Origin of the sequence: Streptomyces spectabilis (genome assembly GCF_008704795.1) — a bacterium.
GTDB classification, from domain to species: Bacteria; Actinomycetota; Actinomycetes; order Streptomycetales; family Streptomycetaceae; genus Streptomyces; species Streptomyces spectabilis.
In genome coordinates, this window is the sequence record NZ_CP023690.1 from 3,496,541 (window position 1) to 3,518,355 (window position 21,815).

17 protein-coding genes are annotated in these 21,815 nt (G+C 72.9%); 11 read left to right on the forward strand and 6 right to left on the reverse strand.

Features of this window, described 5'->3' with window-relative positions:
• Positions 1 to 14: 14 nt before the first annotated feature.
• Together CP982_RS15185 and recO are read right to left on the reverse strand one after the other, a co-directional pair.
• Positions 15 to 836 (reverse strand): isoprenyl transferase, encoded by an 822-nt coding sequence (locus CP982_RS15185; RefSeq protein ID WP_150511033.1) that lies wholly within the window; start codon positions 834 to 836, stop codon positions 15 to 17.
• 60 nt (positions 837 to 896) lie between these two features.
• Positions 897 to 1,643 carry a DNA repair protein RecO gene (gene recO / locus CP982_RS15190; protein WP_144003359.1) on the reverse strand — a complete coding sequence of 249 codons (747 nt, stop codon included), beginning with the start codon at positions 1,641 to 1,643 and terminating at the stop codon, positions 897 to 899.
• Positions 1,644 to 1,767: 124 nt separating this feature from the next.
• On the opposite strand from recO, the gene CP982_RS15195 reads away from it, so the two are divergent.
• Complete coding sequence (locus CP982_RS15195) at positions 1,768 to 2,118, forward strand: hypothetical protein (protein WP_150511034.1); 351 nt, start codon at positions 1,768 to 1,770, stop codon at positions 2,116 to 2,118.
• On the forward strand, positions 2,115 to 2,375 hold the full coding sequence (locus CP982_RS15200) for a hypothetical protein (RefSeq protein WP_150511035.1): 261 nt from the start codon (positions 2,115 to 2,117) through the stop codon (positions 2,373 to 2,375). Before CP982_RS15195 ends, CP982_RS15200 begins: the two co-directional genes overlap by 4 nt.
• Positions 2,376 to 2,390: 15 nt before the next feature.
• Here the strand turns inward: CP982_RS15200 and CP982_RS15205 are convergent, their stop codons facing one another.
• Positions 2,391 to 2,606: a hypothetical protein gene (locus CP982_RS15205; protein WP_144003360.1), complete on the reverse strand. Its 216-nt coding sequence runs from the start codon at positions 2,604 to 2,606 to the stop codon at positions 2,391 to 2,393.
• Between the two features lie 285 nt (positions 2,607 to 2,891).
• Between CP982_RS15205 and CP982_RS15210 the strand changes: the two genes are divergently transcribed.
• Positions 2,892 to 3,734, forward strand: a complete 843-nt coding sequence (locus tag CP982_RS15210) for a helix-turn-helix domain-containing protein (protein ID WP_150511036.1) — start codon at positions 2,892 to 2,894, stop codon at positions 3,732 to 3,734.
• Positions 3,716 to 3,913 carry a DUF397 domain-containing protein gene (locus tag CP982_RS15215; RefSeq protein ID WP_150511037.1) on the forward strand — a complete coding sequence of 66 codons (198 nt, stop codon included), beginning with the start codon at positions 3,716 to 3,718 and terminating at the stop codon, positions 3,911 to 3,913. The genes CP982_RS15210 and CP982_RS15215 overlap by 19 nt, the downstream gene beginning before the upstream one ends.
• Positions 3,914 to 3,970: 57 nt before the next feature.
• Here CP982_RS15215 and CP982_RS15220 read toward each other — a convergent pair whose 3' ends face one another.
• Both CP982_RS15220 and CP982_RS15225 read right to left on the reverse strand, forming a co-directional pair.
• Complete coding sequence (locus CP982_RS15220; RefSeq protein WP_150511038.1) at positions 3,971 to 10,591, reverse strand: non-ribosomal peptide synthetase; 6,621 nt, start codon at positions 10,589 to 10,591, stop codon at positions 3,971 to 3,973.
• 473 nt (positions 10,592 to 11,064) lie between these two features.
• The gene (locus CP982_RS15225) at positions 11,065 to 11,649 is read right to left on the reverse strand and encodes a TetR/AcrR family transcriptional regulator (protein ID WP_150511039.1); all 585 of its coding nucleotides are present in this window, start codon (positions 11,647 to 11,649) and stop codon (positions 11,065 to 11,067) included.
• 83 nt (positions 11,650 to 11,732) lie between these two features.
• Between CP982_RS15225 and CP982_RS15230 the strand changes: the two genes are divergently transcribed.
• Both CP982_RS15230 and CP982_RS15235 read left to right on the forward strand, forming a co-directional pair.
• Positions 11,733 to 12,164, forward strand: a complete 432-nt coding sequence (locus tag CP982_RS15230) for a nuclear transport factor 2 family protein (RefSeq protein ID WP_150511040.1) — start codon at positions 11,733 to 11,735, stop codon at positions 12,162 to 12,164.
• Positions 12,157 to 13,047, forward strand: a complete 891-nt coding sequence (locus tag CP982_RS15235) for an NAD-dependent epimerase/dehydratase family protein (RefSeq protein WP_150511041.1) — start codon at positions 12,157 to 12,159, stop codon at positions 13,045 to 13,047. The genes CP982_RS15230 and CP982_RS15235 overlap by 8 nt, the downstream gene beginning before the upstream one ends.
• On the opposite strand, the gene CP982_RS15240 is transcribed toward CP982_RS15235, so the two are convergent.
• Entirely contained in the window at positions 13,005 to 14,912 is a 1,908-nt protein-coding gene (locus CP982_RS15240; protein WP_150515497.1) for a beta-galactosidase, read from the reverse strand. The two genes, CP982_RS15235 and CP982_RS15240, sit on opposite strands and share 43 nt — an antisense overlap.
• A gap of 218 nt (positions 14,913 to 15,130) precedes the next feature.
• Here CP982_RS15240 and CP982_RS15245 point away from each other — a divergent pair, with 218 nt between their 5' ends.
• From CP982_RS15245 to CP982_RS15265, 5 genes are read left to right on the forward strand one after another with little or no spacing between them, the layout of a single operon-like run.
• Positions 15,131 to 16,756, forward strand: a complete 1,626-nt coding sequence (locus CP982_RS15245; RefSeq protein WP_184925015.1) for an ABC transporter substrate-binding protein — start codon at positions 15,131 to 15,133, stop codon at positions 16,754 to 16,756.
• 39 nt (positions 16,757 to 16,795) lie between these two features.
• A complete protein-coding gene (locus CP982_RS15250; RefSeq protein ID WP_150511042.1) occupies positions 16,796 to 17,755 on the forward strand; it encodes an ABC transporter permease in 960 nt (319 codons plus the stop codon).
• On the forward strand, positions 17,755 to 19,818 hold the full coding sequence (locus CP982_RS15255) for a dipeptide/oligopeptide/nickel ABC transporter permease/ATP-binding protein (protein ID WP_229879554.1): 2,064 nt from the start codon (positions 17,755 to 17,757) through the stop codon (positions 19,816 to 19,818). Before CP982_RS15250 ends, CP982_RS15255 begins: the two co-directional genes overlap by 1 nt.
• Entirely contained in the window at positions 19,805 to 20,890 is a 1,086-nt protein-coding gene (locus CP982_RS15260) for an oligopeptide/dipeptide ABC transporter ATP-binding protein (RefSeq protein ID WP_150511043.1), read from the forward strand. The genes CP982_RS15255 and CP982_RS15260 overlap by 14 nt, the downstream gene beginning before the upstream one ends.
• A complete protein-coding gene (locus CP982_RS15265) occupies positions 20,887 to 21,810 on the forward strand; it encodes a dihydrodipicolinate synthase family protein (RefSeq protein WP_150511044.1) in 924 nt (307 codons plus the stop codon). The genes CP982_RS15260 and CP982_RS15265 overlap by 4 nt, the downstream gene beginning before the upstream one ends.
• The last annotated feature ends 5 nt before the right edge of the window (positions 21,811 to 21,815 follow it).

Below are 21,815 nucleotides of genomic sequence, written 5' to 3' on the forward strand. Positions count from 1 at the left end.
TTGCCGTGGGGCGCCTAGCTCTTCTTGAGCTGGTCCTCGTTCGGGATCGCGCCGCCGAAGCGGCGGTCGCGCGAGGCGTACTCCAGGCACGCCCGCCACAGGTCGCGCCGGTCGAAGTCCGGCCACAGGACGTCCTGGAAGACCATCTCGGCGTACGCGCTCTGCCAGATCAGGTAGTTGGAGGTGCGCTGCTCGCCGCTCGGGCGCAGGAACAGGTCCACGTCCGGCATGTCCGGGTAGTACAGGTACTTCGCGAGGGTCTTCTCGCTGACCTTGGACGGGTCGAGCCGCCCGGCGCGCACGTCCTCCGCGAGGGCCTTCGCGGCGTCGGCGATCTCGGCGCGGCCGCCGTAGTTCATGCAGAAGTACAGCGTCAGCCTGTCGTTGTCCTTGGTCTGCTCCTGGGCCACCAGGAGCTCGTTGGCCACGGACTTCCACAGCTTGGGCATGCGGCCCACCCAGCGCACGCGCACGCCGAGTTCGTCGAGCTGGTCGCGGCTCTTGCGGATGAAGTCCCGGTTGAAGTTCATGAGGAAGCGCACCTCGTCGGGCGACCGCTTCCAGTTCTCCGTCGAGAACGCGTACAGGGAGATGCTCCCGACGCCCATCTCGATCGCGCCCTGGAGGACGTCCAGGACGCGCTCGGCGCCGACCTTGTGCCCCTCGGTGCGCGGCAGGCCGCGCTCCTTGGCCCACCGGCCGTTGCCGTCCATGACGACGGCGACGTGCCGCGGGACGAGCTCGCCGGGGATCTTCGGCGGCCGCGCGCCCGAGGGGTGGGGCTCGGGCGACGTGTACTCACGGCGGGACCGTCCGAGGATTCCGCGTCGTGCCATAAGGACCTACTCCCAGTTCTTCGCGATCCGCGCGGTCCGCGCGCCGCTCCGCTACGCCTGCTACTTCTCGACGTACCGCAGCGAGCGCAGGCCGCGCTCCAAGTGCCAGTGCAGATAAGCCGATACGAGTCCGCTGCCCTCGCGCGCGTGCCGGGCCTCGCAGGCGTCCGCCGTCCGCCAGTCTCCCGTCAGGAGCGCCGCGAGGTGCGCGAGGGTCTCCGCCGACGGTACGACGCTGCCCGGCACCCGGCAGTCCACGCAAATCGAGCCGCCCGCGGCGACCGAGAAGAAGCGGTTGGGGCCCGGCATGCCGCATTTGGCACAGTCGGTGAAGCTGGGCGCGTAGCCGTTCACGGCGAGGGAGCGCAGCAGGAAGGCGTCGAGGACGAGGTGCGGCTCGTGCTCGCCGCGCGCGAGCGTCCGCAAGCCGCCGACCAGCAGCAGATACTGCTGCACCGCGGGCTCGCCCTCGTGGTCGGTGAACCGCTCCGCCGTCTCCAGCATGGCCGTGCCCGCGGTGTACCGGGCGTAGTCGGCCACGATGCCGCCACCGTACGGAGCGATCAGCTCGCTCTGTGTGCACAGCGGCAGGCCGCGCCCGATCAGCTCGCTGCCCCGCGCGAAGAACTGCACGTCCACGTGCGAGAACGGCTCCAGGCGCGCCCCGAACTTCGACTTCGTCCTGCGCACGCCCCGGGCCACGGCCCGCACGCGTCCGTGCCCGCGCGTGAGCAGCGTGATGATGCGGTCCGCCTCACCCAGCTTCTGGGTGCGCAGCACGACACCGTCGTCACGGAACAGGCTCATGGGCCCATTGTCCCGCACCCCACGGCCCCGACGGCCCGGGGCCGTCGCCCCCCCCTGCTTCGCCGCGTACCTCCGCCTGCCACCCGGTAGCGTACGAGGACCAGTCCCGCAGACCGGAGGCTTCATGAGCGCGCAGCCCGACGGCCCCTACGGCCCGCTGATCCCGATGCCCGAGCTGACCCCCGACGCGCTGCGCGCCGCCGTGGCCAAGATCGCGCCCAGCCGGGTTCCCGCGCTCACCCAGCACCTCTTCGAGGCGACGACGAACGCGCAGCAGGTCCAGAGCCTCGCCCCGCTGCGCTCGTTCATCCACTCCTGGGCCGTCTTCGTGGCAATCGAGCGGCACCCGCAACGCGCCGCCCGGCTGCGAGAGCTTGAGCGCTTCGTCAGCACCGGCGAAGGCGACCCCATGAACGCCGTGACGGAGATCCGCGAGATCTGGGAAGCCGCGGAAGCCGAGGCCGGACTCCGGTGAGCGACCGGACCTGGGACTGGAACCCGAGCGAGGAGTACCTCACCGAAGGGCTGCCGCCCGGCGTGGTCGCCGAAGTCGAACGCCTGGCCACCGAGCTCGCCGCCCTCGGCCCGGACAGCGTGCGGGTCGGCAGGCCGGTCGACCGCGAAGGCGGCCTTCGCGAGTTCGACTTCCTCGCCGGGCGCGGCTTCATCAGCTTCCTCGCCGTCCCCCGCCACGAGTGTGTCTACGTCTGCCACATCACCTGGTCCGGCTGACGGCGGGGCCCTGCCTCAAGGCACCTCCCCCCGGCTGCGTGCGTTCGCGTACGCCGTCGCCGCGCGCAGGCGCTCCGCCGACGTCGCCGTCCGCAGTTTCTCCGGGGCGCAGTCCCACTCCCGCCCGCCTCCGTACGGGCGCAGCTGTACGTACGGCCCCTCGTGGCCCATCACCCTGCCGACCCTGCCGGACCGGGTGTCCACCGCGTACGTCCCGATGGGGAGCCTCATGGGTGCGCCCCCTCGGCCGGAAGCCGCGCGAAGGTCGCCGGGTCCACCCGCAGCGACGGCAACGAAATTCCCGCCCTCTCCAGGGCAGCGCGCAATTCTTTCACCGTGTCCTCCGCCTCTTCCACACATGCCGCCGAGTGCGACTCGCCGGCGGCGCCATTCGCCGTCACGTGGCTCCCCTTAGCCGTCGAATTTCACGCTTCGTGTCTCCACGGTGACGCAGTGCGTCTAGAGTTGGCAGGAGTCTGTGCTCTACAACGTCGGCGCAGAGGAGGGGAGTTATCCATGGCCAAAGGTGCCCATGGGTCACGCCAGGCGGCCTGGGAGTTCTTCGGAACGGAGTTAAAGCGACGGCGCGAGAACGCGGGCCTCACCCAAGTGGACTTGGGGGCCCGCGTTTTTGTGTCCGGCGGCTACATCGGCCAATTCGAACAGGCCATTCGCAAGCCGCAGTTGGATGTGGCCCAGCGGATCGATGACGTCCTGCAAACCGATGGTTTTTTCGACCGGCTGTGGCGCAAGCTCATTCAGGATCAACCGTACGAGGAGTACTTCGCCCACGTCGCGGAGCTGGAGCGGCTGGCCACAAAGATCTGCGAGTTCGAGCCAGCGCTGGTTCCTGGCCTCCTCCAGACCCCCGAGTACGCACGAGCGCTCTACGTGGCAAGCAATCCGTTCGCCGCAGAGGAGTACATCGAGGAGCAGATCAGGGCTCGCATGGACCGGGCCCTGATCCTGAAGGACGCTACACGCCCGGTGTACTGGGCGATTCTGCACGAGACCGCCCTACGGGTGCCGGTTGGCGGCGCGGCCACCATGGCTGCGCAGTTGGACCGCCTCGCGGCGATGGTGCGGGAGCACAAGGTGTTGGTACAGGTACTCCCGTTCGTAGCTGGGGCCCATCCAAGGATGGGCAAGATGATGAAGCTGATGGACTTCGAGGACGCGCCGCCAACTGTCTATACGGAAGGCGTGCATTCGGGCAATCTGCTGGACGAACCAGCGGTGGTGAAGCGTGTACAGGGCTCCTACGATCTACTCAGGGCCGCCGCGTTGTCGCCGGAGGCGTCCCTGGCCCTGATCCGGACGGCGGCGGAGGACCACAGACGATGCGCGAGGCCGACCTGAGCACCGCCCAGTGGCACAAGAGCAGCTACAGCAGCGGCGACGGCGGTGAGAACTGCGTCGAAGTCGCCACCGGTGTGGATGGGGTGGTGCCGGTCCGGGACAGCAAAGTCCAGGGCGGCCGCGCCCTGGTGATAGGCGCGGCCGCCTGGAGGGCCTTCATCCGCGAGGTAGCCCGCTAGGGGGCACCCCCAAAGGGGCGCGGGGAACTGCGCGACCAGCCCCAGCGGAGCCGCAGGTCACGACGGCGCGGCCTCGCTGAAGCGGCGCAGCCTGGGCGCGGCGTCCACCGGCGCCGCGGCCACCGTGCGCGCGAGCCCGGCGATGTCGCCGGACTCGAACACGGCCCGGATGGGCACCCGCACCCCCATCTCCTTGCTGATCCTGCTGGTGAGCTGCGTCGCGAACAGGGAGTCGCCGCCCAGCTCGAAGAAGTTGTCGCTCATCCCGACCCGCTCGACGGAGAGCACCTCCTCGATCAGCCCGCACAACTTCCGCTGCTGCGGGGTGGACGGCGGGACATAGGCGGCCGCACCGACCTCGGGCGCGGGCAGCGCGCCCACGTCGAACTTGCCGTTGCTGGTCAGCGGCAGCGCGTCGAGGAGCATGAAGACGGCCGGGACCATGTGCTCGGGCAGCCGCTCCGACACGAAGGCACGCAGCCCCGGAACCGAAGGGGCCGCGCCGGAGCCGCCGAGCCGCTCCGGGACCACGTACGCCACGAGGCGTTTGCCCTGCCCCGACGCGTCATCGCGGGGCACGACCACCGCCTGGGACACCCCCTCGTGCCGCTCCAGGACGGCCTGCACCTCGCCCGGCTCGATGCGGAAGCCGCGGATCTTGACCTGGGCGTCGGCGCGGGCCCGGAACTCAAGGCGGCCCTCGGGCGTCCAGACGACCACGTCACCCGTGCGGTACATGCGCTCACCGGCCGCGCCGAACGGATCGGCCGGGAACCGCTCGGCGGTCAGGGCGTACCGGCCGTGGTAGCCCCGGGCCAGGTGGTCCCCGGCGACGTACAGCTCGCCGGGCGTCCCGGGCGGCACCGGCCGCAGCGCCCCGTCGAGGACGTAGAGCCGTGTGTTGTCCATGGGACGGCCGATGGGCACCACCGCGCCGACCTCCTCGGGCCCCGCCATGCGGTGGGTGGTGACGCCCACGGTCGTCTCGGTGGGGCCGTAGAGGTTGACGACCTTGGTGCCGGGGCAGGCGGCGAGGACCCGCTCCGCCGTGGCCGGGGGCAGCACGTCCCCGCCCGACCACACCTCGCGGAAGCCCGCGAAGACCTCGGGCTGCTCGTCGGCCACCACCCGGAACAGGCCCGTCGCGAACAGCGCCCCGGTCGGCCGGTGCTCCTCCACGATCGCGGCGAGGGTGGCGACGTCGAGACGTCCGGGCGGGGCGACGACGATGGCCCCGCCGTTGAGCAGGGGCACCCACAGTTCGTAGGTGGCGGCGTCGAAGGCCTGCGCCGACTGCATCAGGACCCGCTCGTGCGCGTCGCCCTCGTAGCAGCGGTCCGCGGCGAGCGTGGTCACGGCGCGGTGCGTGACGCTGACCCCCTTGGGCGTACCGGTCGAACCGGAGGTGTAGATGACGTAGGCGAGGCGGTCCGGGTGCCCGTGCCAGGACGGCGGCAGCGCCCCGTCCCCGGCGGCCGCGAGCGCCGCCACCGTGCCGGGGTCGCCCAGGACCAGGCGGGGGCAGTCGGCCGCGGGCAGCGCGGCCGCCGTCCGCACGTCGGTCACCAGCGCGGCGGGCGCGGCGTCGCGCAGCATGAACTCCAGGCGCGCGGCGGGATACCCCGGGTCGAGCGGCAGATAAGCGCCGCCCGCCTTGAGGGCCGCGAGGACGGAGACCACGTAATCGGCGGAGCGGGGCAGGGACACGGCGACGACCGTGTCCTGGCCCACGCCGCGCTCGCGCAGCAGCCGGGCGAGACGATTGGCTCGGGCGTCGAGCTGCCGGTACGTCAGGGTGGTGCCGTCGGCGTCGGTGAGCGCCGTGGCGTCGGGCGTCGCGGCGACGCGCCGGGCGAACGCTTGCGTGACGGTCTCGTCGGGCCGCTCGCGGGCGGTGTCGTTGAACGCCCGCAGGACACGCGCCCGTTCCGTGGCACCGAGCGCACCGATCTCGCTCACCCGCACGTGCGGGTCCCCGGCGAACCGGCCGAGCACGTACGCGAACCGGGCGGCCAGCTCGTCGGCCGCGGCCTGGTCGAGGACGTGGCGCTGGTAGTGCACGGTGACGCGCAGGTGCGGGCCGTCGGGGTAGACGACCACCGTCACCGGATAGTGGCTGGCGGTGAACGCGCGCAGACCGGTCACGGTGAACCCGGCGGCCGCGCTCGCCCCGGCGACGGCCGCACGGTCCATGGGGAAGGACTCGAAGGCCAGGGCCGTGTCGAACAGCGTCGGGAGCCCGGTGCCGCGCTGGATGTCGGCAAGGCTGTGGTGATGGTGGTCGAGCAGCCCGGCCTGCCGCTGCTGGAGGTTCCTGAGCACCTGGGCCACGGTGTCGCCGGGCGCATACCGGACGCGTACCGGCGGGGCGTTGAGGAAGAGCCCGACGATCGACTCCACCCCGGGGAGCGCCGGTGGCCGCCCCGACGCGGGGGCCGCGAAGACCACGTCCTGGCGGCCCGTCAGGCACCCGACGAGGACGCCCCAGGCGCCCTGCACCAGGGTGTTGAGGGTGACACCCAGCTCGGTGGCACGGCGGGCCAGCTCCCGCGCCCGCGCCGCGGGCAGGGGAACGTCGGACAGGCCGATGCCGGTGCCGGCGGCATCGGGCTCCGCGTCGGGGAACAGCAGCGTGGGCTCCTCGACACCGGCGAGCTCCCGCTCCCACACCCGGGCCGACGCCGCCGCGTCCTGCCGGACCAGCCAGGCCAGGTAGTCGCGGTAGCCGCGGGCCCGGGGCAGCGCGGCCCCGTCCCCGTCGGCGGCGTACAGGCGCAGCAGATCCTGCATGAGCAGCGGCAGGGACCAGCCGTCGAGCAGCGCGTGATGGGCCGTCAGGACCAGTTCGTGACGGTCGGGGGCCAGCGTGAGCAGGGCCATGCGCAGCATGGGCGGGGCGGCCGGGTCGAAGAACACGGTGAGGTCGTGCGCCAGGAACTCCTCAAGGGCCTCCCGCTGCGCCGCCTCGTCGAGTCCGCCGAGGTCCCGGCGCGTCCAGGGCAGCTCGACGCCGTCCACGACGAGCTGGACGAGGTCGCCGCCGGGCCCCGGCACGAACGCGGTGTGCAGCGCGGGGTGGCGGTCGAGGAGCGCCTGCGCCGCGGCGCGCAGCCGCTCGGCGTCCACCGGACCGGACAGGTGCAGCGCGTACTGGCACAGGTAGGCGTCGAAGCCGGCCCCCGACTCGCGCGCCATCGTCGAGTGGAACAGCAGGCCCCGCTGGAGCGGCGACAGCGGCCAGACGTCGCTCAGGCCCGGGTAGTGCTCCCGCCAGGCGTCGATGTCGGCCTGGCCGACCGTGACCAGGGGCACGTCGGAGGGGGTCGGGCCGCCCGCGCCCGGCCGCTCCGCATGCCGGGCCAGGCCTTCCAGGGCCCGGCACCACAGGTCGGCGAGCTCCCGTACGTCGGCCGCGGGCAGGACGCCCCGCGGCGCGGTGAACAGGGCGGCGAGGACCGGGCCCTCGCAGGTGTCGGTCACGTGGGCGTTGATGTCCAGCTCGGCCGGGGCGGGCATCGCCGGGTCCTGCCCCGCGTCCAGCTCGGCCAGCTCGGCCACGCCGGGGACCTGGGTGAAGCCGAGGCCGCGCAGCTCGGCGGGCATGTCGGCGTCCGCGGAGAAGCGGCCCAGGTAGTTGAAGCCGATCTGCCCCACGGAGTACGGCTCCAGGACGGCGGCCGTCTCGGGGTTGAGGCAGCGCAGCAGGCCGTAGCCGATGCCCTTGTCGGGCAGGGCGAGGAGCTGCTCCTTGACCGCCTTGACGAGGGCGCCCGCGGCCGGACCGCCCGCGAACGCCTCCTCCAGATCGGCCCCGGACACGTCCAGGCGGACCGGGAAGAAGCTGGTGAACCAGCCCACGGTCCGGGACAGGTCGGCGCCGGGAGCGGCCGCCTCCTCGCGGCCGTGGCCCTCCAGGCGGACCAGGGCGGACGGCTCGGAGACGCCGCGCGCCGCCCGCCACTTGGCCACCGCCATCGCGAGGCCGGTCAGGAGGCCGTCGTTGACACCGCCGCGGAAGGCGGCGGGCAGCGTCGTCAGGAGGGTCTCGGTGACGTGGGCCGGGAGCCGGACGCGGACCTTGGACTGGGTGGCGACCGTGTCCACCGCCGGGTCGAGGCGCCGCGCGCCGAGGTCCGGGTCGGGGCCGGTCACGATCCCGCGCCACAGCTCAAGCTCGGCGGCCCGCTCCGGGCGCCGGGCCTCCGCCACCAGGGCGTGGGCCCAGCGGCGCACCGAGGTGCCCACCGGGGCGAGGTCGGGGGCCTCGCCCCGGCTCAGCCGCTGCCAGGCCCTGGCCAGGTCCGGCATCAGGATCCGCCACGAGACGCCGTCCACGACGACGTGGTGCAGTACCGCGAGAAGACGCCCGGCCCGCCCCGAGCCTGCGTCGATCCACACGAACTGCGCCATCACTCCGCCCGCGGGGTCCAAGCGCCCCGCCGCCGCGTCCAGTTCGGCCAGGAGCAGCTCCCGCCAGGCCTCGGCGGCCTCGCCCTGTGCCCCGTCGTCCCAGGGCCCTGCGTAGCCGACCCGGCGGATCAGCGCGTCCGCGTCCACCGTGCCCGCGGGCGCGACCACCAGGCCGGGGCCTTCGGCGCCCGCCGCGTCACCCGCCTCGACCAGGCGGGCGCGCAGCAGGTCGTGGTGGTCGACGACCGCGCCGAGCGTCGCCGCGAGGCCCTCACGGTCGATGCCCTGCGGCAGTTCGAGGACCATGGCCTGGGAGAACCGGCCGAAGCCCGGGCCCCAGCCCCGTACCCACCGGGTGACGGGCAGGTGCGGCAGGAAGCCGACGCCGCCGCCGTCGAGTTCGTCGAGCACGGGCGCGGTGCCCGCCGTGGTCACGGCCTCAGCCAGGGCCGCGACGGTGCGGTGTTCGAACACGTCGCGGGCGCTGACGGCCAGGCCCCTGGCCCGGGCGCGCGTCGCGACCTGGATGGACTGGATGCTGTCGCCGCCGATGACGAAGAAGTCGTCGTGGACGCCCACCCGTTCCGTGCCGAGGACCTCGGCGAAGAGCGCGGCGACGCACTCCTCGCGGGCGTCGCGCGGGGCCTGGTAGTCCGCGCCGTGGAACTCGGGGTCGGGCAGGCTCGCCCGGTCCACCTTGCCGCTGCCCGTCAGCGGCAGCTCGTCGAGCACCACGAACGCGGCGGGGATCATGTACGCGGGCAGCCGCTGCGCGAGGTGGGCCCGCAGCTCCCCGGGCCCGTCCCCGGAGTCGAGGGTGAAGTGCCCCGTGCCGCCGCCCCGCCCGGCCGTGAACGTCTCGTCGGTGGCGCGCACGGTGTACGCCACCAGTTGCCTGCCCCGGCCACCGGTCAGCTCGCGCGGGACGACCACCGCGTGGGCCACTTGGCGGTGGGACTCCAGGGCGGCCTCGATCTCGCCGGGCTCGATGCGGAAGCCCCGGATCTTCACCTGGTCGTCGGCGCGCTCCCGGAACTCCAGGTCGCCGTCCTCGTTCCACGCCGCGATGTCGCCCGTGCGGTACATGCGCGCGCCGTGCCCGTCGAAGGGGCAGGCCACGAACCGCCCGGAGGTCAGACCGGGGCGGCCCAGATAGCCGCGGGTCAGGCCCGCCCCGGACACGTACAGCTCACCGGCGACGCCCGGCGCCACCGGGCGCAGCCCGGCGTCCAGGACGTAGACGCGCATCCCGGTCAGCGGTGTGCCGATGGGGACGGACTCGGCCACCTCGTCGGCCGAGGTGACCGGGTGACTGCTGATCATGCAGGTGGTCTCGGTGGGCCCGTAGGCGTTGTGGACCGTGAGGCCGGGGCAGGCGCGCAGCACGCGGCGCACCGTTTCCGGGGTCAGGACGTCGCCTCCGCTCCAGATCTCGCGCACCCCGGTGAAGGCGTCCGGCCGCTCGTCGGCCAGCACCCGGAACAGGCCCGCGGACAGGAAGAGACCGGTCACGCCGTGCCGGGCGACGAGGCTCGCCATCCCGTCCCCGTCCAGGACGCCGGGCGGGGCCACCACGACGCTGCCGCCGTGCAGCAGGGGCAGCCACATCTCGAAGGTCGAGCCGTCGAAGGCCAACGGGGCGTGCAGGAGGAAGGCGGCGTGCGCGGTGCCCGAGAGGCGTGGGTCGTCGCCGAGCGCCAGGATGTCCTGGTGGGTGAGGGCCACGCCCTTGGGGGTGCCGGTGGAGCCGGATGTGTAGATCACGTGGGCGAGTTGGCCGGGCCTGTCACCGGCCCGCGGCGGGGGCCCGGACGGGGCCGAGGCGAGCGCGGCAGCCGTGTCCGGGGCGTCCAGGAGGAGGCGGGGGTGATCGCTGTCGGGCAGCTTCGCGGCGGTGGCCGCGTCGGTCACCACGACGACGGGCGCGGCGTCCGCCAGCATGAACGCGAGCCGCTGCGCGGGGTAGGCGGAGTCGAGCGGCATATAGGCGCCGCCCGCCTTGAGCACCGCGAGGACCGTCACCACGTACTCGATGGAGCGGTCGAGGGCCACAGCGACCACCGACTCCGGGGCCACGCCCCGCGCGCGCAGCACGCGCGCCAGGCGGTCGGCCCGCTCGTCGAGCTGTCCGTACGTCAAGAACGTGCTGTCGGCGCCGACCACGGCGCGTGCGTCCGGGGACACGGTCGCCAGTTCCTCGAAGGCCGTGGCGACATCGGTGCCGGAGGCCTTCGCTCCGCCGGCGGTCGTACCATGCGTGTGGGTCACAAAAACTCCCTAGCTCAGAGTTCCGGAGCTAAAAATTCCGGAATCGTTGCCGAACATGAGGGCAGCCCGGACCCAGACCGGGCGTGAAGCAGGAGAGAAGCCGGCGCGAGGAAGGGGACCCCGGGAAGGGGCGCGCGACGGCTGGTCACCGGTAGTGAAAAACGGGGGCGCCACCCTTGCGGCACCACGACCGGGCGGAGAATTCGGCGATACCTCCATCCCCTCGCCGCGCCCGGATCCTTTGCCGGACCTTAACTCTCGCGCTCGTGCGAGCAAAAGATCAGAGAGCGTTCATCAAGGAGACCACTCTCTTTCCCCCACGCCCCTCAACTCGCCCTCCTACAAAGGGGATTGAGGTCGTCCGGATATCCGGAACGCGCCTGCTGTCTGGTCGACAAGACAGTCGACAAGACAGGGGCGGCACCGGGAAATCGAAATCGGCGACACTCCGCCGAAGCGAATTCCCCGGCCGCTCAGCCGAGAACCCTCGCCACGTACGCGGCGAGCCGGTCCCGCACCTCCCGCGGCGCCATGCCCTCCACCGCGACCAGATGCTCCACCAGGTCCGCCCGCACCGCGGCGAGCAGCGCGTGCGCCGCGTACTCCGCGTCCGGCACGCCCCCGGCCGCGGCGAGGGCGTCCCGCAGGACGCCGTGCCACCAGCCGTAGTGCTCGGCCCGGTAGGGGCTACCGCCGCCCGACTCCTCCAGGGCGAGCGCGAGATGGCGGTGGTCGAGCTTGAAGCCGAGGAGCGCGTCCAGGAGCGCGGGGACGCGCTCGCGCGCGGGGGTGCCGGGGCCGAGCGGCGCGGGCCCCGACTCCACCGCCTCGCGCAGCGCGCCGCTGCGCGCCTCGAACACGGCGCGGATCAGCCCGTCCCGGTCCCCGAACCGCCGGAACAGCGTGCCCTTGCCGACCCCGGCCGCCGCCGCGACCTGGTCCATGGACACGCCGCGCGGGCTCTCGCTGCGGGCGAAGAGGGCGTCGGCCGCGGCGAGGACCGCCTCGCGGTTGCGGGTCGCGTCGGCACGGGCCTTGCGCGCGGGCGTCTCGGGCATGGGCTCACCTTTACAAAGCGGACTGACGGTCCGTATCGTCGAAGCGGACCAGCAGTCCGAATCGTAAGGGACGGTACTCCCCCATGCCCACTTCCCTACCCTCTTCCCCCAGCCCCGCCGACCTCTTCCGGCACGGCCTCGACCTCCTGCTCCACGGCGACATGGAGGGCTGGACGGCCCTCTTCGCCGAGGACGCCGTCGCCGAGTTCCCCTTCGCGCCCGAGGGCTACCCCCGGCGGCTCGACGGGCGCGCCGCCCTCGCCGCGTATCTGCGCGGCCTCGGCGACCACATCGCGTACGACGCGTTCCCGTACGTGGAGATCCACGAGACCGGCGAGCCGGGCACGATCGTGGTGGAGATGCGCGCCGAGGGCCGCGTGCTCGCGACCGGCGGCCCCTTCGCGATGGCCTACGTCGTGATCGTCACGGTCGGGGACGGCCTTATCGTCCGCTATCGCGACTACTGGAACCCGCTCGCCCTGCCCGCGTCCCTGACGGCGGCCGTCCATGACTGAGCCGCTGACGGTCCTGGTCACGGGGGCGACCGGCACCACCGGCAGCCGTGTCGCCGCCCGGCTCTCCGGCCTCGGCCACACCGTGCGCGCCGCGAGCCGGCGCGCCGGAGCGGGCCCCGGCCGCGTCGGGTTCGACTGGTACGACCCGGGCACGCACGCGGAGGCCCTGCGCGGCGCCGACCGCGTCTATCTGGTCCCGCCCGTCGCCGAGCCCGAACCGGCCGCCGTCATGGGGCCCTTCCTGGAGCGGGCCCGCGCGGCGGGCGTGACGCGCGTGGTCCTGCTCGGCTCGTCGGCCATCGAGGCGGGCGGCCCCGGGGTCGGCCGGGTGCACCAGCTCCTCGCCGACGACGGCCCCTTCGATCAGTGGGCCGTGCTCCGCCCCTCGTGGTTCATGCAGAACTTCACCGGGGACCATCTGCACGCCACCGGCATCCGGGACGAGGGCGTGCTCACCACCGCCACCGGCGACGGGCGTGTCGGCTTCGTCGACGCCGACGACATCGCCGCCGTGGCCGCCCGCGCCCTCACGGACCCGGTCGCACCGGGGCCCGACCTCGTCGTCACCGGACCGGAGGCACTGACGTACGCCGAGGTGGCGGCGGTCGTCACCCGCGTCACCGGGCGCGCCGTGCGCCACCGGGCCGTGTCCCCGGACGCGCTCGCGGCCCGCCTCACCGGGCTCGGCATGCCCGCCGCCTTCGCCCGGCTGCTCGCCGCGCTCGACGACGGGATCAGCGGTGGCGCGCAGGACCGGGTCACCGACACCGTCGAGCGCGTCACGGGCGCGGCGCCGCGGTCCTTCGCGGAGATGTACGCGGAGCACCACGCGTCGTCGCCCTACGCGTCGTCGCGCTCCACGGCCACCGCCCCGTCGCGGTAGTCGAGGCGCACCCGCAGCCGCTCCCCCGCCGCCGTGACCCGGGTGCGCACCTGCACGCCCTCGGGGAGCCCCGCCACGGCCGGGCGCACCCCGCACTCGGCGCGCACCCGGTCGAGCAGTTCCCGCAGCGCCTTCGGGCCGGGGTCGCACGCCACGTACCAGGCGGTGCCCCGCCCGTAGGCGTGCCGGGTCACGGCGGGGCCCTCGGCTCCGTCCGCGCCGCCCGGGCCCGGCACGGCCTCGGCGCCCTCCAGGCGGAGCACCTCCGCCCAGCCCCCGTCCGCGCGCGGCGCGAACTCCTCCACCGTCAGGCCGAGGACCTCCCGGAACGGCCCCGGATAGCCGCCCAGGTACACCCGGTCGTGCTCGTCGGTGATCCCGGAGAAGTACGACATCACGAGGGTGCCGCCGCCTTCCACGTACGCCACCAGACGTGCGGCCGCCTCCCGCGACACGGAGTACAGGTGCGGCACGAGGAGCAGCCGATAGGCCGTCAGATCCCCGTCGAGCGGCACCACGTCGCACGCTACAGAGGCGTCGTAGAGGGGCCGGTGGTACGCGAGCGCGCCCTCCAGATAGTCCACCTCGCTCGGGTGGGCGCCCGTCTCCAGCGCCCACCAGGCGGGCCAGTCGAGCAGGAGCGCCGCGTCCGCCCGCTCCGGCACCGCCCCGAGCAGTTCGGGCCGCCCGGCGAGCTCGGCGCCCAGCTCGGCGGCCTCGCGGAAGATCCGGGTGTCGGGGCCCGCGTGCGGCACCATCGCCGAGTGGAACTTCTCCGCGCCGCCGCGCGACTGGCGCCACTGGAAGAACAGGACCGCGTCCGCGCCGTGCGCCACCGCCTGCCAGCTGTCCAGGCGCATCCGGCCGGGCGGCTTGCGGCCGTTGTGGGGCCGCCAGTTGACCGCCGACGGCGCCTGTTCGAGCAGCAGCCAGGGCCGCCCGCCCTTCAAGCCGCGCATCACGTCGTACGAGAAGGCCGCGCGCCGGGCGGCGTCCGGGTCGTGCGGGTCGGGATAGGAGTCGTACGAGACGACGTCGAGGTGCGGCGCCCAGCGGAAGAGGTCCAGGGTCCTTGCCACGGGCACGAAGTTGGTGGTGACGGGCACACCGGGCGCGAGGCGGGCGAGCACGGCCTTCTCCGCCAGATAGCAGTCGAGCAATTCATCGGATGAGAAGCGCCAGTAGTCGGCGAGCTGGGCCGGATTGCGGAAGGACGGCGCGGTGCGCGGGGTGTGGATCTCCTCCCAGGCGGCGTAGTGCTGCGACCAGAAAGTGGTGGACCAGGCGTCGTTGAGGGCGTCCAGGGTCGCGTAGCGGGCGCGCAGCCAGTCGCGGAACGCGGCCGCGGACACCGGGCAGTGGCAGTGCCGCGAGACGTGGCAGCCGTACTCGTTGCCGATGTGCCACAGGGCGAGCGCGGGGTGGTCCGCGTACCGCCCGGCGAGCCGCTCCACCAGGCGCACCGCGTACCGCCGGAAGACGGGACTCGACGGGCACCAGTGCTGGCGCGAGCCCGGGTAGAGCCGGGTGCCGTCCTCCAGGACGGGCAGTGTCTCGGGGTGCAGCCGGGCCAGCCACGGCGGCGGCGACGCCGTCATCGTCGCCAGGCAGACCCGCACGCCCGCGGCGGCGAGCCGGTCCATGTGGTCGTCCAGCCAGGTGAAGTCGTAGCCGCCGGGCGTCGGTTCGGTGCGCGCCCATGCGAAGATCCCGAGCGTGACGAGGCCGACCCGCGCCTCCCGCATCAGCTCGACGTCCTCGGCGTGCACGTCCGGGCCCCACTGCTCGGGGTTGTAGTCCCCGCCGAAGCCCACGGATCCCAGCGGTCCGCGCCACCACCGGAGCCGCCCGCTCTCCTCGCCCACGTCCCGAAACACCCCCGTCCGACACCTTGACCAGGCCCTGGCCCGCTCCTATGGTCGCTGCGCCAGCACGACGTAGGACGTCGGACCTTTCCGCCGCAGCGTACTCCCGCGGGGCCCGCCCGGACCCGCGGCCGCACCGCGATCCGCGCACTCATCCCCCGACCCGATCCGCACCGGTACGTGGGGAGCTCTCTCCTCACTCCTTCAGGGAGGCACTCGTGAGCGACCCCATCCCCGTGACACGTGACGGCGACGGACCCGGTCGGCGGTCCTTCCTGAGGTACTCCGGCGCCGTGGGCGCGGCCGCGGGCCTCGGCGGCGGGCTCGTGGCGTGCGGCGGGCCCGAGTCCACCAACGAGACCGGCGGCGGGGGCGGGACCCTGACCGCCGTCATCGGATACGGCAACGACGGCAGTTGGGACCCCACGCAGACGGCGTCCGCGTTCGCCATGGCGGGTAACGAACACATCTACGAGGCGCTGCTCGGCACCGACCCGATCAGCCGCGAGCCGTACCCGCAGCTCGCCACCGCCGTGCCGAGCGACCTGAAGGCGACGACCTGGAAGTTCGAGCTGCGGGCGGGCGCCAAGTGGCACGACGGGAAGCCGGTCACCGCCGACGACGTGGTGTTCGTCTTCGACCGCATCCTGGACCCCGAAACGCAGACCCTGGCCAAGGGCTTCTTCGCGGGCTGGCTCAAGGAGGTGCGCAAGGTCGACGCGCGGAACGTGGAGCTCGTGCTCAAGTTCCCCTTCCCCGACGGCGCCGCGCGGCTCACCCTCGCCAAGATCATGCCGAAGCACGTGTACTCCCGGGCGGGCGCGTGGGAGGACGCCACCAAGGGCAAGGCCATCGGCTCGGGCCCGTACCGGCAGGCCTCGCACCACCCGAAGTCGAACACGACGTTCGAGGCGTACGACGACTACAACGGGCCCCGCAGGGCCGCCTTCAAGAAGATGAACTGGCTGACGATCGTGGAGGCCGCCCCGCGCGTCGCCAAGATCTCCGGCGGCAGCGCGGACGCGCAGATCTCCGACAACATCCCGTACGCCAACATCGAGCAGCTCAAGGGCGGCGGCATGACCGTCGAGGGCGGCGCCGGGATGAACAACCTCTTCCTGATGTTCAACACCGAGCACAAGCCCTTCGACGACGTCCGCGTCCGCCAGGCGCTGCACTACGCCATCGACCGCGCGAAGATGATCGACGTCGCCCTGAAGGGGCACGGCAAGGCCGCCACGTCCTTCCTCAACGAGGGCAACCCCAGCTACCGCCCCGCCAGGACCGTGTACGGGTACGACCCCAAGAAGGCCAAGGAGCTGCTGAAGGAGGCCGGGGTCTCGGGCCTGCGGGTCAACCTCATGGCCGTCAACGTCAGCTGGATCACCGACTGCCTGCCCACCATCAAGGCCTCCTGGGACGCCATCGGCGTCAGGACCACGCTCGATCCGCAGGAGACCACGGCCGTCTTCACCAAGCTGGACCAGAAGAAGGACTACCAGGTCGTCGCGGCCGCCTCGAACCCCAACCAGTTCGGCATCGAGGCCGACCTGATCATGCACTACAACTACGGCCCCGAGAACATCTGGATGGGCTACGCCCGCTGGGCGCGCAGCGCCCGCGCCAAGGAGCTGTTCCGGCTCATGGACAAGGCGACGCGCGAGTCCGACGCCACCCGCAAGAAGACCATGGTCCAGGACTACATCGACCTCGTCGCCGAGGAGGCCGTGCTCTACCCCGTCGTCCACAACGAGCTGATGACGGCGTGGAACCCCAAGCGGCTCAGCGGCATAAGGCCGCAGCCCTACCCGGGCATCAACGTCCTCCAGGCCCAGTGGGTCTGACGGGCGCGAACCGCGAGCCGACCTGAGGAGCCGTACCACGTGACCGCGATCCTGCGCATCCTGCTCCGCCGCATCGCCCTGCTCGTCCCGCTGCTGCTCGGCATCGTCCTGTTCGTCTTCCTCGTCATGCGGTTCTCGGACGTCGACCCGGCGTCGGCGTTCTTCCAGGGCGCCAACCCGACCCCCGAGCAACTGCACCAGTTCCGCGAGGAGAACGGCCTGCTCGACCCGTTGCCGGTGCGGTACGTCGACTTCGTCGGCGATCTGCTCCACGGCGACATGGGCATCAGCGTCCTGACCCGCTCCGAGGTCGTCGACCAGGTCACCACGGCCCTGCCCCTGACGATGCAGCTCACCTTCCTCGGCCTCGGCATCGCCGTCGTCGTCTCGCTGCTGCTCGGCGTGACCGCCGCGATCTACCGCGACCGGCTGCCCGACCAGATCGTCCGCGTGGTCTCCCTGACCGGCGTCGCCGCGCCCGGCTTCTGGCTGGCCCTGCTGATGATCCAGTACCTGGCCGTGGACCTGGGCTGGTTCCCGACCGGCGGCTACATCAACCCCAACGACTCCTTCACCGGCTGGCTCAAGACGATGACGCTGCCCGCGCTCGCCCTGTCCCTGCCGGTGGCCGCGCAGATGACCCGCATCATCCGCACCGCCGTCGTCGAGGAGCTCGACAAGGACTACGTCCGCACCGCCATCGGCAGCGGCCTGCCGCCCGTCGTGGTCGTCGGCCGCAACGTCCTGCGCAACGCCCTCATCAACCCGCTCACCGTGCTCGGACTGCGCGTCGGCTATCTGCTCGGCGGCGCCGTCGTCATCGAGACGATCTTCTCCCTGCCCGGCATGGGCAAGCTGATGATCGACGCCGTGAAGAACGGCGACCCCGCCGTCGTGCAGGGCGTCGTCATCACCACCGCCGTCGGCTTCGTCGTGGTGAACCTCGTCATCGACATCCTCTACCTCCTGGTCAACCCGCGCCTGAGGGGAACCTCCTGATGCTGTTCGCCTCGCGCAAGGCGCTGACCGAGAAGCTCGCCCGGCCGGGCCTTCGCCTGAAGTCGCTGCGCAAGCTGCCCGTCCTGTCGCGGATCGCGGTCGGCGTCCTCGCCGTCGTCGTCCTCGTCGCCCTGTTCGCGCCGCTGCTCGCCCCGCACGACCCGCTCGCACAGGAGTCCCTCGTGGGCGGCACCGGAGCCCCCTCCGCCGACCACTGGATGGGCCAGGACAGCCTCGGCCGCGACATCCTCAGCCGGCTCATGTACGGCGCCCGCTGGTCGCTCGCCATCGGGCTCGGCGCGACCGTGCTCGCCCTCACCGTCGGCGCCGTCATCGGGGCGGTCGCGGCAACCTCCCGCAAGGCCGTGGACGAAACGCTCATGCGGGTCCTCGACGTCGTCATGGCGTTCCCCGGCATCGCGCTCGCCGCCGTCCTCGTCGCCGTGTTCGGCGGCGGCCTCACCGTCCTCATCTGCGCGATCGCGTTCCTGTTCACCCCGCCCATCGCCCGTGTCGTACGCGCCAACGTCCTGGACCAGTACAGCGAGGACTACGTCACCGCCGAGCGCGTCGTCGGCGCCCGCACCCCGCACATCCTCATCAAGCACGTCGCCATCAACTGCGCCGCGCCCGTCCTCGTCTTCTGCACCGTGCAGGTCGCCGAGGCCGTCGTCTTCGAGGCCTCGCTCTCCTTCATCGGCGCGGGCGTCCGGCCCCCCGACCCGTCCTGGGGCAGCGTCATCGCCGACGGTAAGAACATGGTGCTCATCGGCGGCTGGTGGGCGACGGTCTTCCCCGGCCTCCTGATGCTCCTGACCGTCCTGTCCCTGAACGTCCTGTCCGAAGGCGTGTCCGACGCCTGGGCCGCGCCCTCGGGCCGCGAGGTCGACCAGGGCCGCGCCAAGGACAGGGTCGAGACCCCCGAGCCCGGCAGCGGCGAGGTCCTCGAACTGCCGGGGCTCGGCGACGCCGCCGCCCGCCTGCGCGCCCGCGCCCGGCCGCTGCCCGAGGGCCCGCCCGTCCTGAACGTGCGGGACCTGGCCATCGGCTTCGAGGCCCGGCACGCGGGCGTCGACATCGTCGACGGCATCAGCTTCCAGGTGCGGCCCGGCGAAGTCCTCGGCCTCGTCGGCGAGTCCGGCTGCGGCAAGTCCCTCACCGCCCTGACCGTCATGGGCCTGATGCCCAAGGGCGCCCGCGTCCGCGGCCACGTCACCTTCGACGGCCAGGAACTGATCGGTCTGCCCATGCGGGCCCGGCGCCGGCTCCTCGGCCACGACATGGCGATGATCTACCAGGACGCCCTGTCATCCCTGAACCCGGCGATGACCGTACGCGCCCAGCTCAAGCAGGTCGTGCGGCGCGGCGGCCACCGCAGCCCCGCCGAGCTGCTCGCCCTCGTGGGCCTCGACCCGGACCGCACGCTGCGCAGCTATCCGCACGAGCTGTCCGGCGGCCAGCGCCAGCGCGTGCTCATCGCGATGGCCCTGTCCCGCGACCCGAAGCTGATCGTCGCGGACGAGCCCACCACCGCCCTGGACGTCACCGTGCAGGCGCAGGTCATCCAGCTCCTCCTGCGGCTCCGCGCCGAGCTGGGCTTCGCGCTGATCCTGGTCTCCCACGACCTGGCGCTGGTCGCGGACGTGACCGACCGCGTCGCGGTGATGTACGGCGGCCAGATCGTCGAGACCGGCGTCACCGCGGACCTGGTGGAGTACCCCACCCACCACTACACGCGCGGCCTGCTCGGCTCCGTGCTCTCCCTGGAGTCCGCCGCCGAACGCCTCACCCAGATCAAGGGCGTGGTCCCCTCGCCCGCCGACTTCCCCGCCGGGTGCCGCTTCGCCGACCGCTGCCCGCTCGCGGACGAACTGTGCCGCACGACGGCACCGGAACTCCTGGGCGTGCCCGACCACAGGACGGCCTGCCACCACCCGGCCCTGGCCCCCCACGAGCCCGCGGCACGGGAGCGCCCCGAAGGGGCGCGGGGAACTGCGCGACCAGCCACAGACGGCCCGCAGCCGCCCGGAACACGGGAAGGAATCGCCCATGACGCCCGCTGAGGCGCCGCCGCCAGAACTCGTCGCGCTGCGCGACGCGCACGTCGTGCACAAGGCCCGCACCGGCGGAGTCTTCTCCCGCGACAAGGTGTACGCGCTCACCGGCGCCGACCTGACCATCGCCCCCGGCGAAACCGTCGGCGTCGTCGGCGAGTCCGGCTGCGGCAAGTCGACCCTCGCCCAGGTGCTCGTCGGCATCCAGCGCCCCACGGCGGGCACCGTCGAGTACCGCGGCCGGGACCTGTGGCGGATGACGCCTCCGGAGCGCCGCACCACCATCGGCAGCGACACCGCCATGATCTTCCAGGACCCCTCGACGGCCCTGAACCGGCGCCTGCCCGTGCGCCAGATCCTGCGCGACCCGCTCGACGTCCACCGACGCGGCAAACCGGCCCAACGGGAAGAGCGCGTAAGGGAGTTGATGAGCCTGGTCGGCCTGCCGACGGCGCTCGCGGACGGCCTGCCGGGCCAGCTCTCGGGCGGCCAGCGCCAACGCGTCGCGATCGCCCGGGCGTTGGCCCTCGAACCCGAGCTCGTCGTGGCCGACGAGCCCACCAGCGCCCTGGACGTCTCCGTCCGCGCCCAGATCCTCAACCTCCTGCTCGACCTGAAGGAACGCCTCGGCCTGGCCCTGGTGTTCGTCTCCCACGACATCCAGACCGTCCGCCGGATGAGCGACCGGGTGATCACCATGTATCTGGGGCGGATCGTCGAGGAGGCGCCCGCCGCCGACATCCTCGACCAGGCCCGGCACCCCTACACCCGCGCCCTGTTCTCCGCCACGCCCGGCCTCCTGGACCCCATCGACCCCATCCCGCTCGTCGGCCCCGTCCCCTCGGCCACCCGGCCGCCCAGCGGGTGCCCCTTCCGGACACGCTGCTGGAAGGCGGACGACGCGTGCGCGGCCGCCATGCCGGACACTACGGAGGAGGGGTCGGCGCACCGCTTCCGGTGCCACCACCCCGTGCCGGCGGGCGAGACCACGCGCGACCTGGTCAGCCAGTCGACCGAGGCCTCGCAGCCGGCATCCACCGCGACGGCCGCCGCCACGGCCACGTCCAAGGAGGCTCCATGACCGCACTCCCCACCCTGTTGACCGGTGTCGTCCCGCCCGTCTGCACCCCTCTGACGCCGGACAACGAGGTGGACGTCGCCTCGCTCGAACGCCTGGTGGACCACCTGGTCGGCGCGGGCGTGGACGCCCTGTTCGTCCTCGGCTCGTCGTCGGAGGCGGCGTACCTCCCGGACGGCCACCGCAGGACCGTCGTGTCCACGGTCGTGCGCCACGCGGGCGGTCAGCTGCCCGTCCTCGCCGGGGCCATCGACATGACGACGCTGCGCGTCCTGGACCACGTGCGGGACGCGGCCGACGCGGGTGCCGACGGCGTCGTCGTGACCGCGCCCTTCTACACCCGCACCCACCCCGCCGAGATCGCCCGGCACTACCGGCTCGTCGCCGAGCGCGGCGGCCTGCCCGTCTTCGCGTACGACCTGCCCGTCTCGGTGCACACCAAGCTGGACGCCGACCTCGTCCTCGACCTCGCAGCCGACGGCACCCTGGCCGGCCTCAAGGACTCCAGCGGCGACGACGGCGGCCTGCGCCGCGTGATCCTCGGCGCGCCGCCCGCCTTCAGCGTCCTGACCGGCTCGGAACTGACGGTCGACTCCGCCCTGGCGATGGGCGCGCACGGCGTGGTCCCCGGCCTCGGCAACGTCGACCCCGACGGCTACGTCCGCCTCTACCGCGCGGCCCGCGCCGGGGACCGGGACGGCGCCCGCGCCGAACAGGAGCGCCTGTGCGCCCTGTTCGGCATGACCGAGACCGGCTCCCCGGCCCGCATGGGCCGCAGCTCCTCCAGTCTCGGCGCCTTCAAGGCCGCCCTCCACCTCCGCGGCGTCATCGCCCACCCCACCACGGCGGTGCCCCAGATCCCCCTCTCCCCGGAGGACGTGGAGCGCGTGGGCAAGCACCTGGCGACGGCGGGGCTGCTGTAGGCGCC

Excerpts from the sequence above, each read along its gene's own strand:
- CP982_RS15235 (WP_150511041.1), top strand. The coding sequence starts at position 12,157 with ATGACTGAGCCGCTGACGGTCCTGGTCACGGGGGCGACCGGCACCACC.
- CP982_RS15210 (WP_150511036.1), top strand. The coding sequence starts at position 2,892 with ATGGCCAAAGGTGCCCATGGGTCACGCCAGGCGGCCTGGGAGTTCTTC.
- CP982_RS15215 (WP_150511037.1), top strand. The coding sequence starts at position 3,716 with ATGCGCGAGGCCGACCTGAGCACCGCCCAGTGGCACAAGAGCAGCTAC.
- CP982_RS15260 (WP_150511043.1), top strand. The coding sequence starts at position 19,805 with ATGACGCCCGCTGAGGCGCCGCCGCCAGAACTCGTCGCGCTGCGCGAC.
- CP982_RS15265 (WP_150511044.1), top strand. The coding sequence starts at position 20,887 with ATGACCGCACTCCCCACCCTGTTGACCGGTGTCGTCCCGCCCGTCTGC.
- recO (WP_144003359.1), bottom strand. The coding sequence starts at position 1,643 with ATGAGCCTGTTCCGTGACGACGGTGTCGTGCTGCGCACCCAGAAGCTG.
- CP982_RS15205 (WP_144003360.1), bottom strand. The coding sequence starts at position 2,606 with ATGAGGCTCCCCATCGGGACGTACGCGGTGGACACCCGGTCCGGCAGG.
- CP982_RS15255 (WP_229879554.1), top strand. The coding sequence starts at position 17,755 with ATGCTGTTCGCCTCGCGCAAGGCGCTGACCGAGAAGCTCGCCCGGCCG.
- CP982_RS15230 (WP_150511040.1), top strand. The coding sequence starts at position 11,733 with ATGCCCACTTCCCTACCCTCTTCCCCCAGCCCCGCCGACCTCTTCCGG.
- CP982_RS15195 (WP_150511034.1), top strand. The coding sequence starts at position 1,768 with ATGAGCGCGCAGCCCGACGGCCCCTACGGCCCGCTGATCCCGATGCCC.
- CP982_RS15185 (WP_150511033.1), bottom strand. The coding sequence starts at position 836 with ATGGCACGACGCGGAATCCTCGGACGGTCCCGCCGTGAGTACACGTCG.
- CP982_RS15225 (WP_150511039.1), bottom strand. The coding sequence starts at position 11,649 with ATGCCCGAGACGCCCGCGCGCAAGGCCCGTGCCGACGCGACCCGCAAC.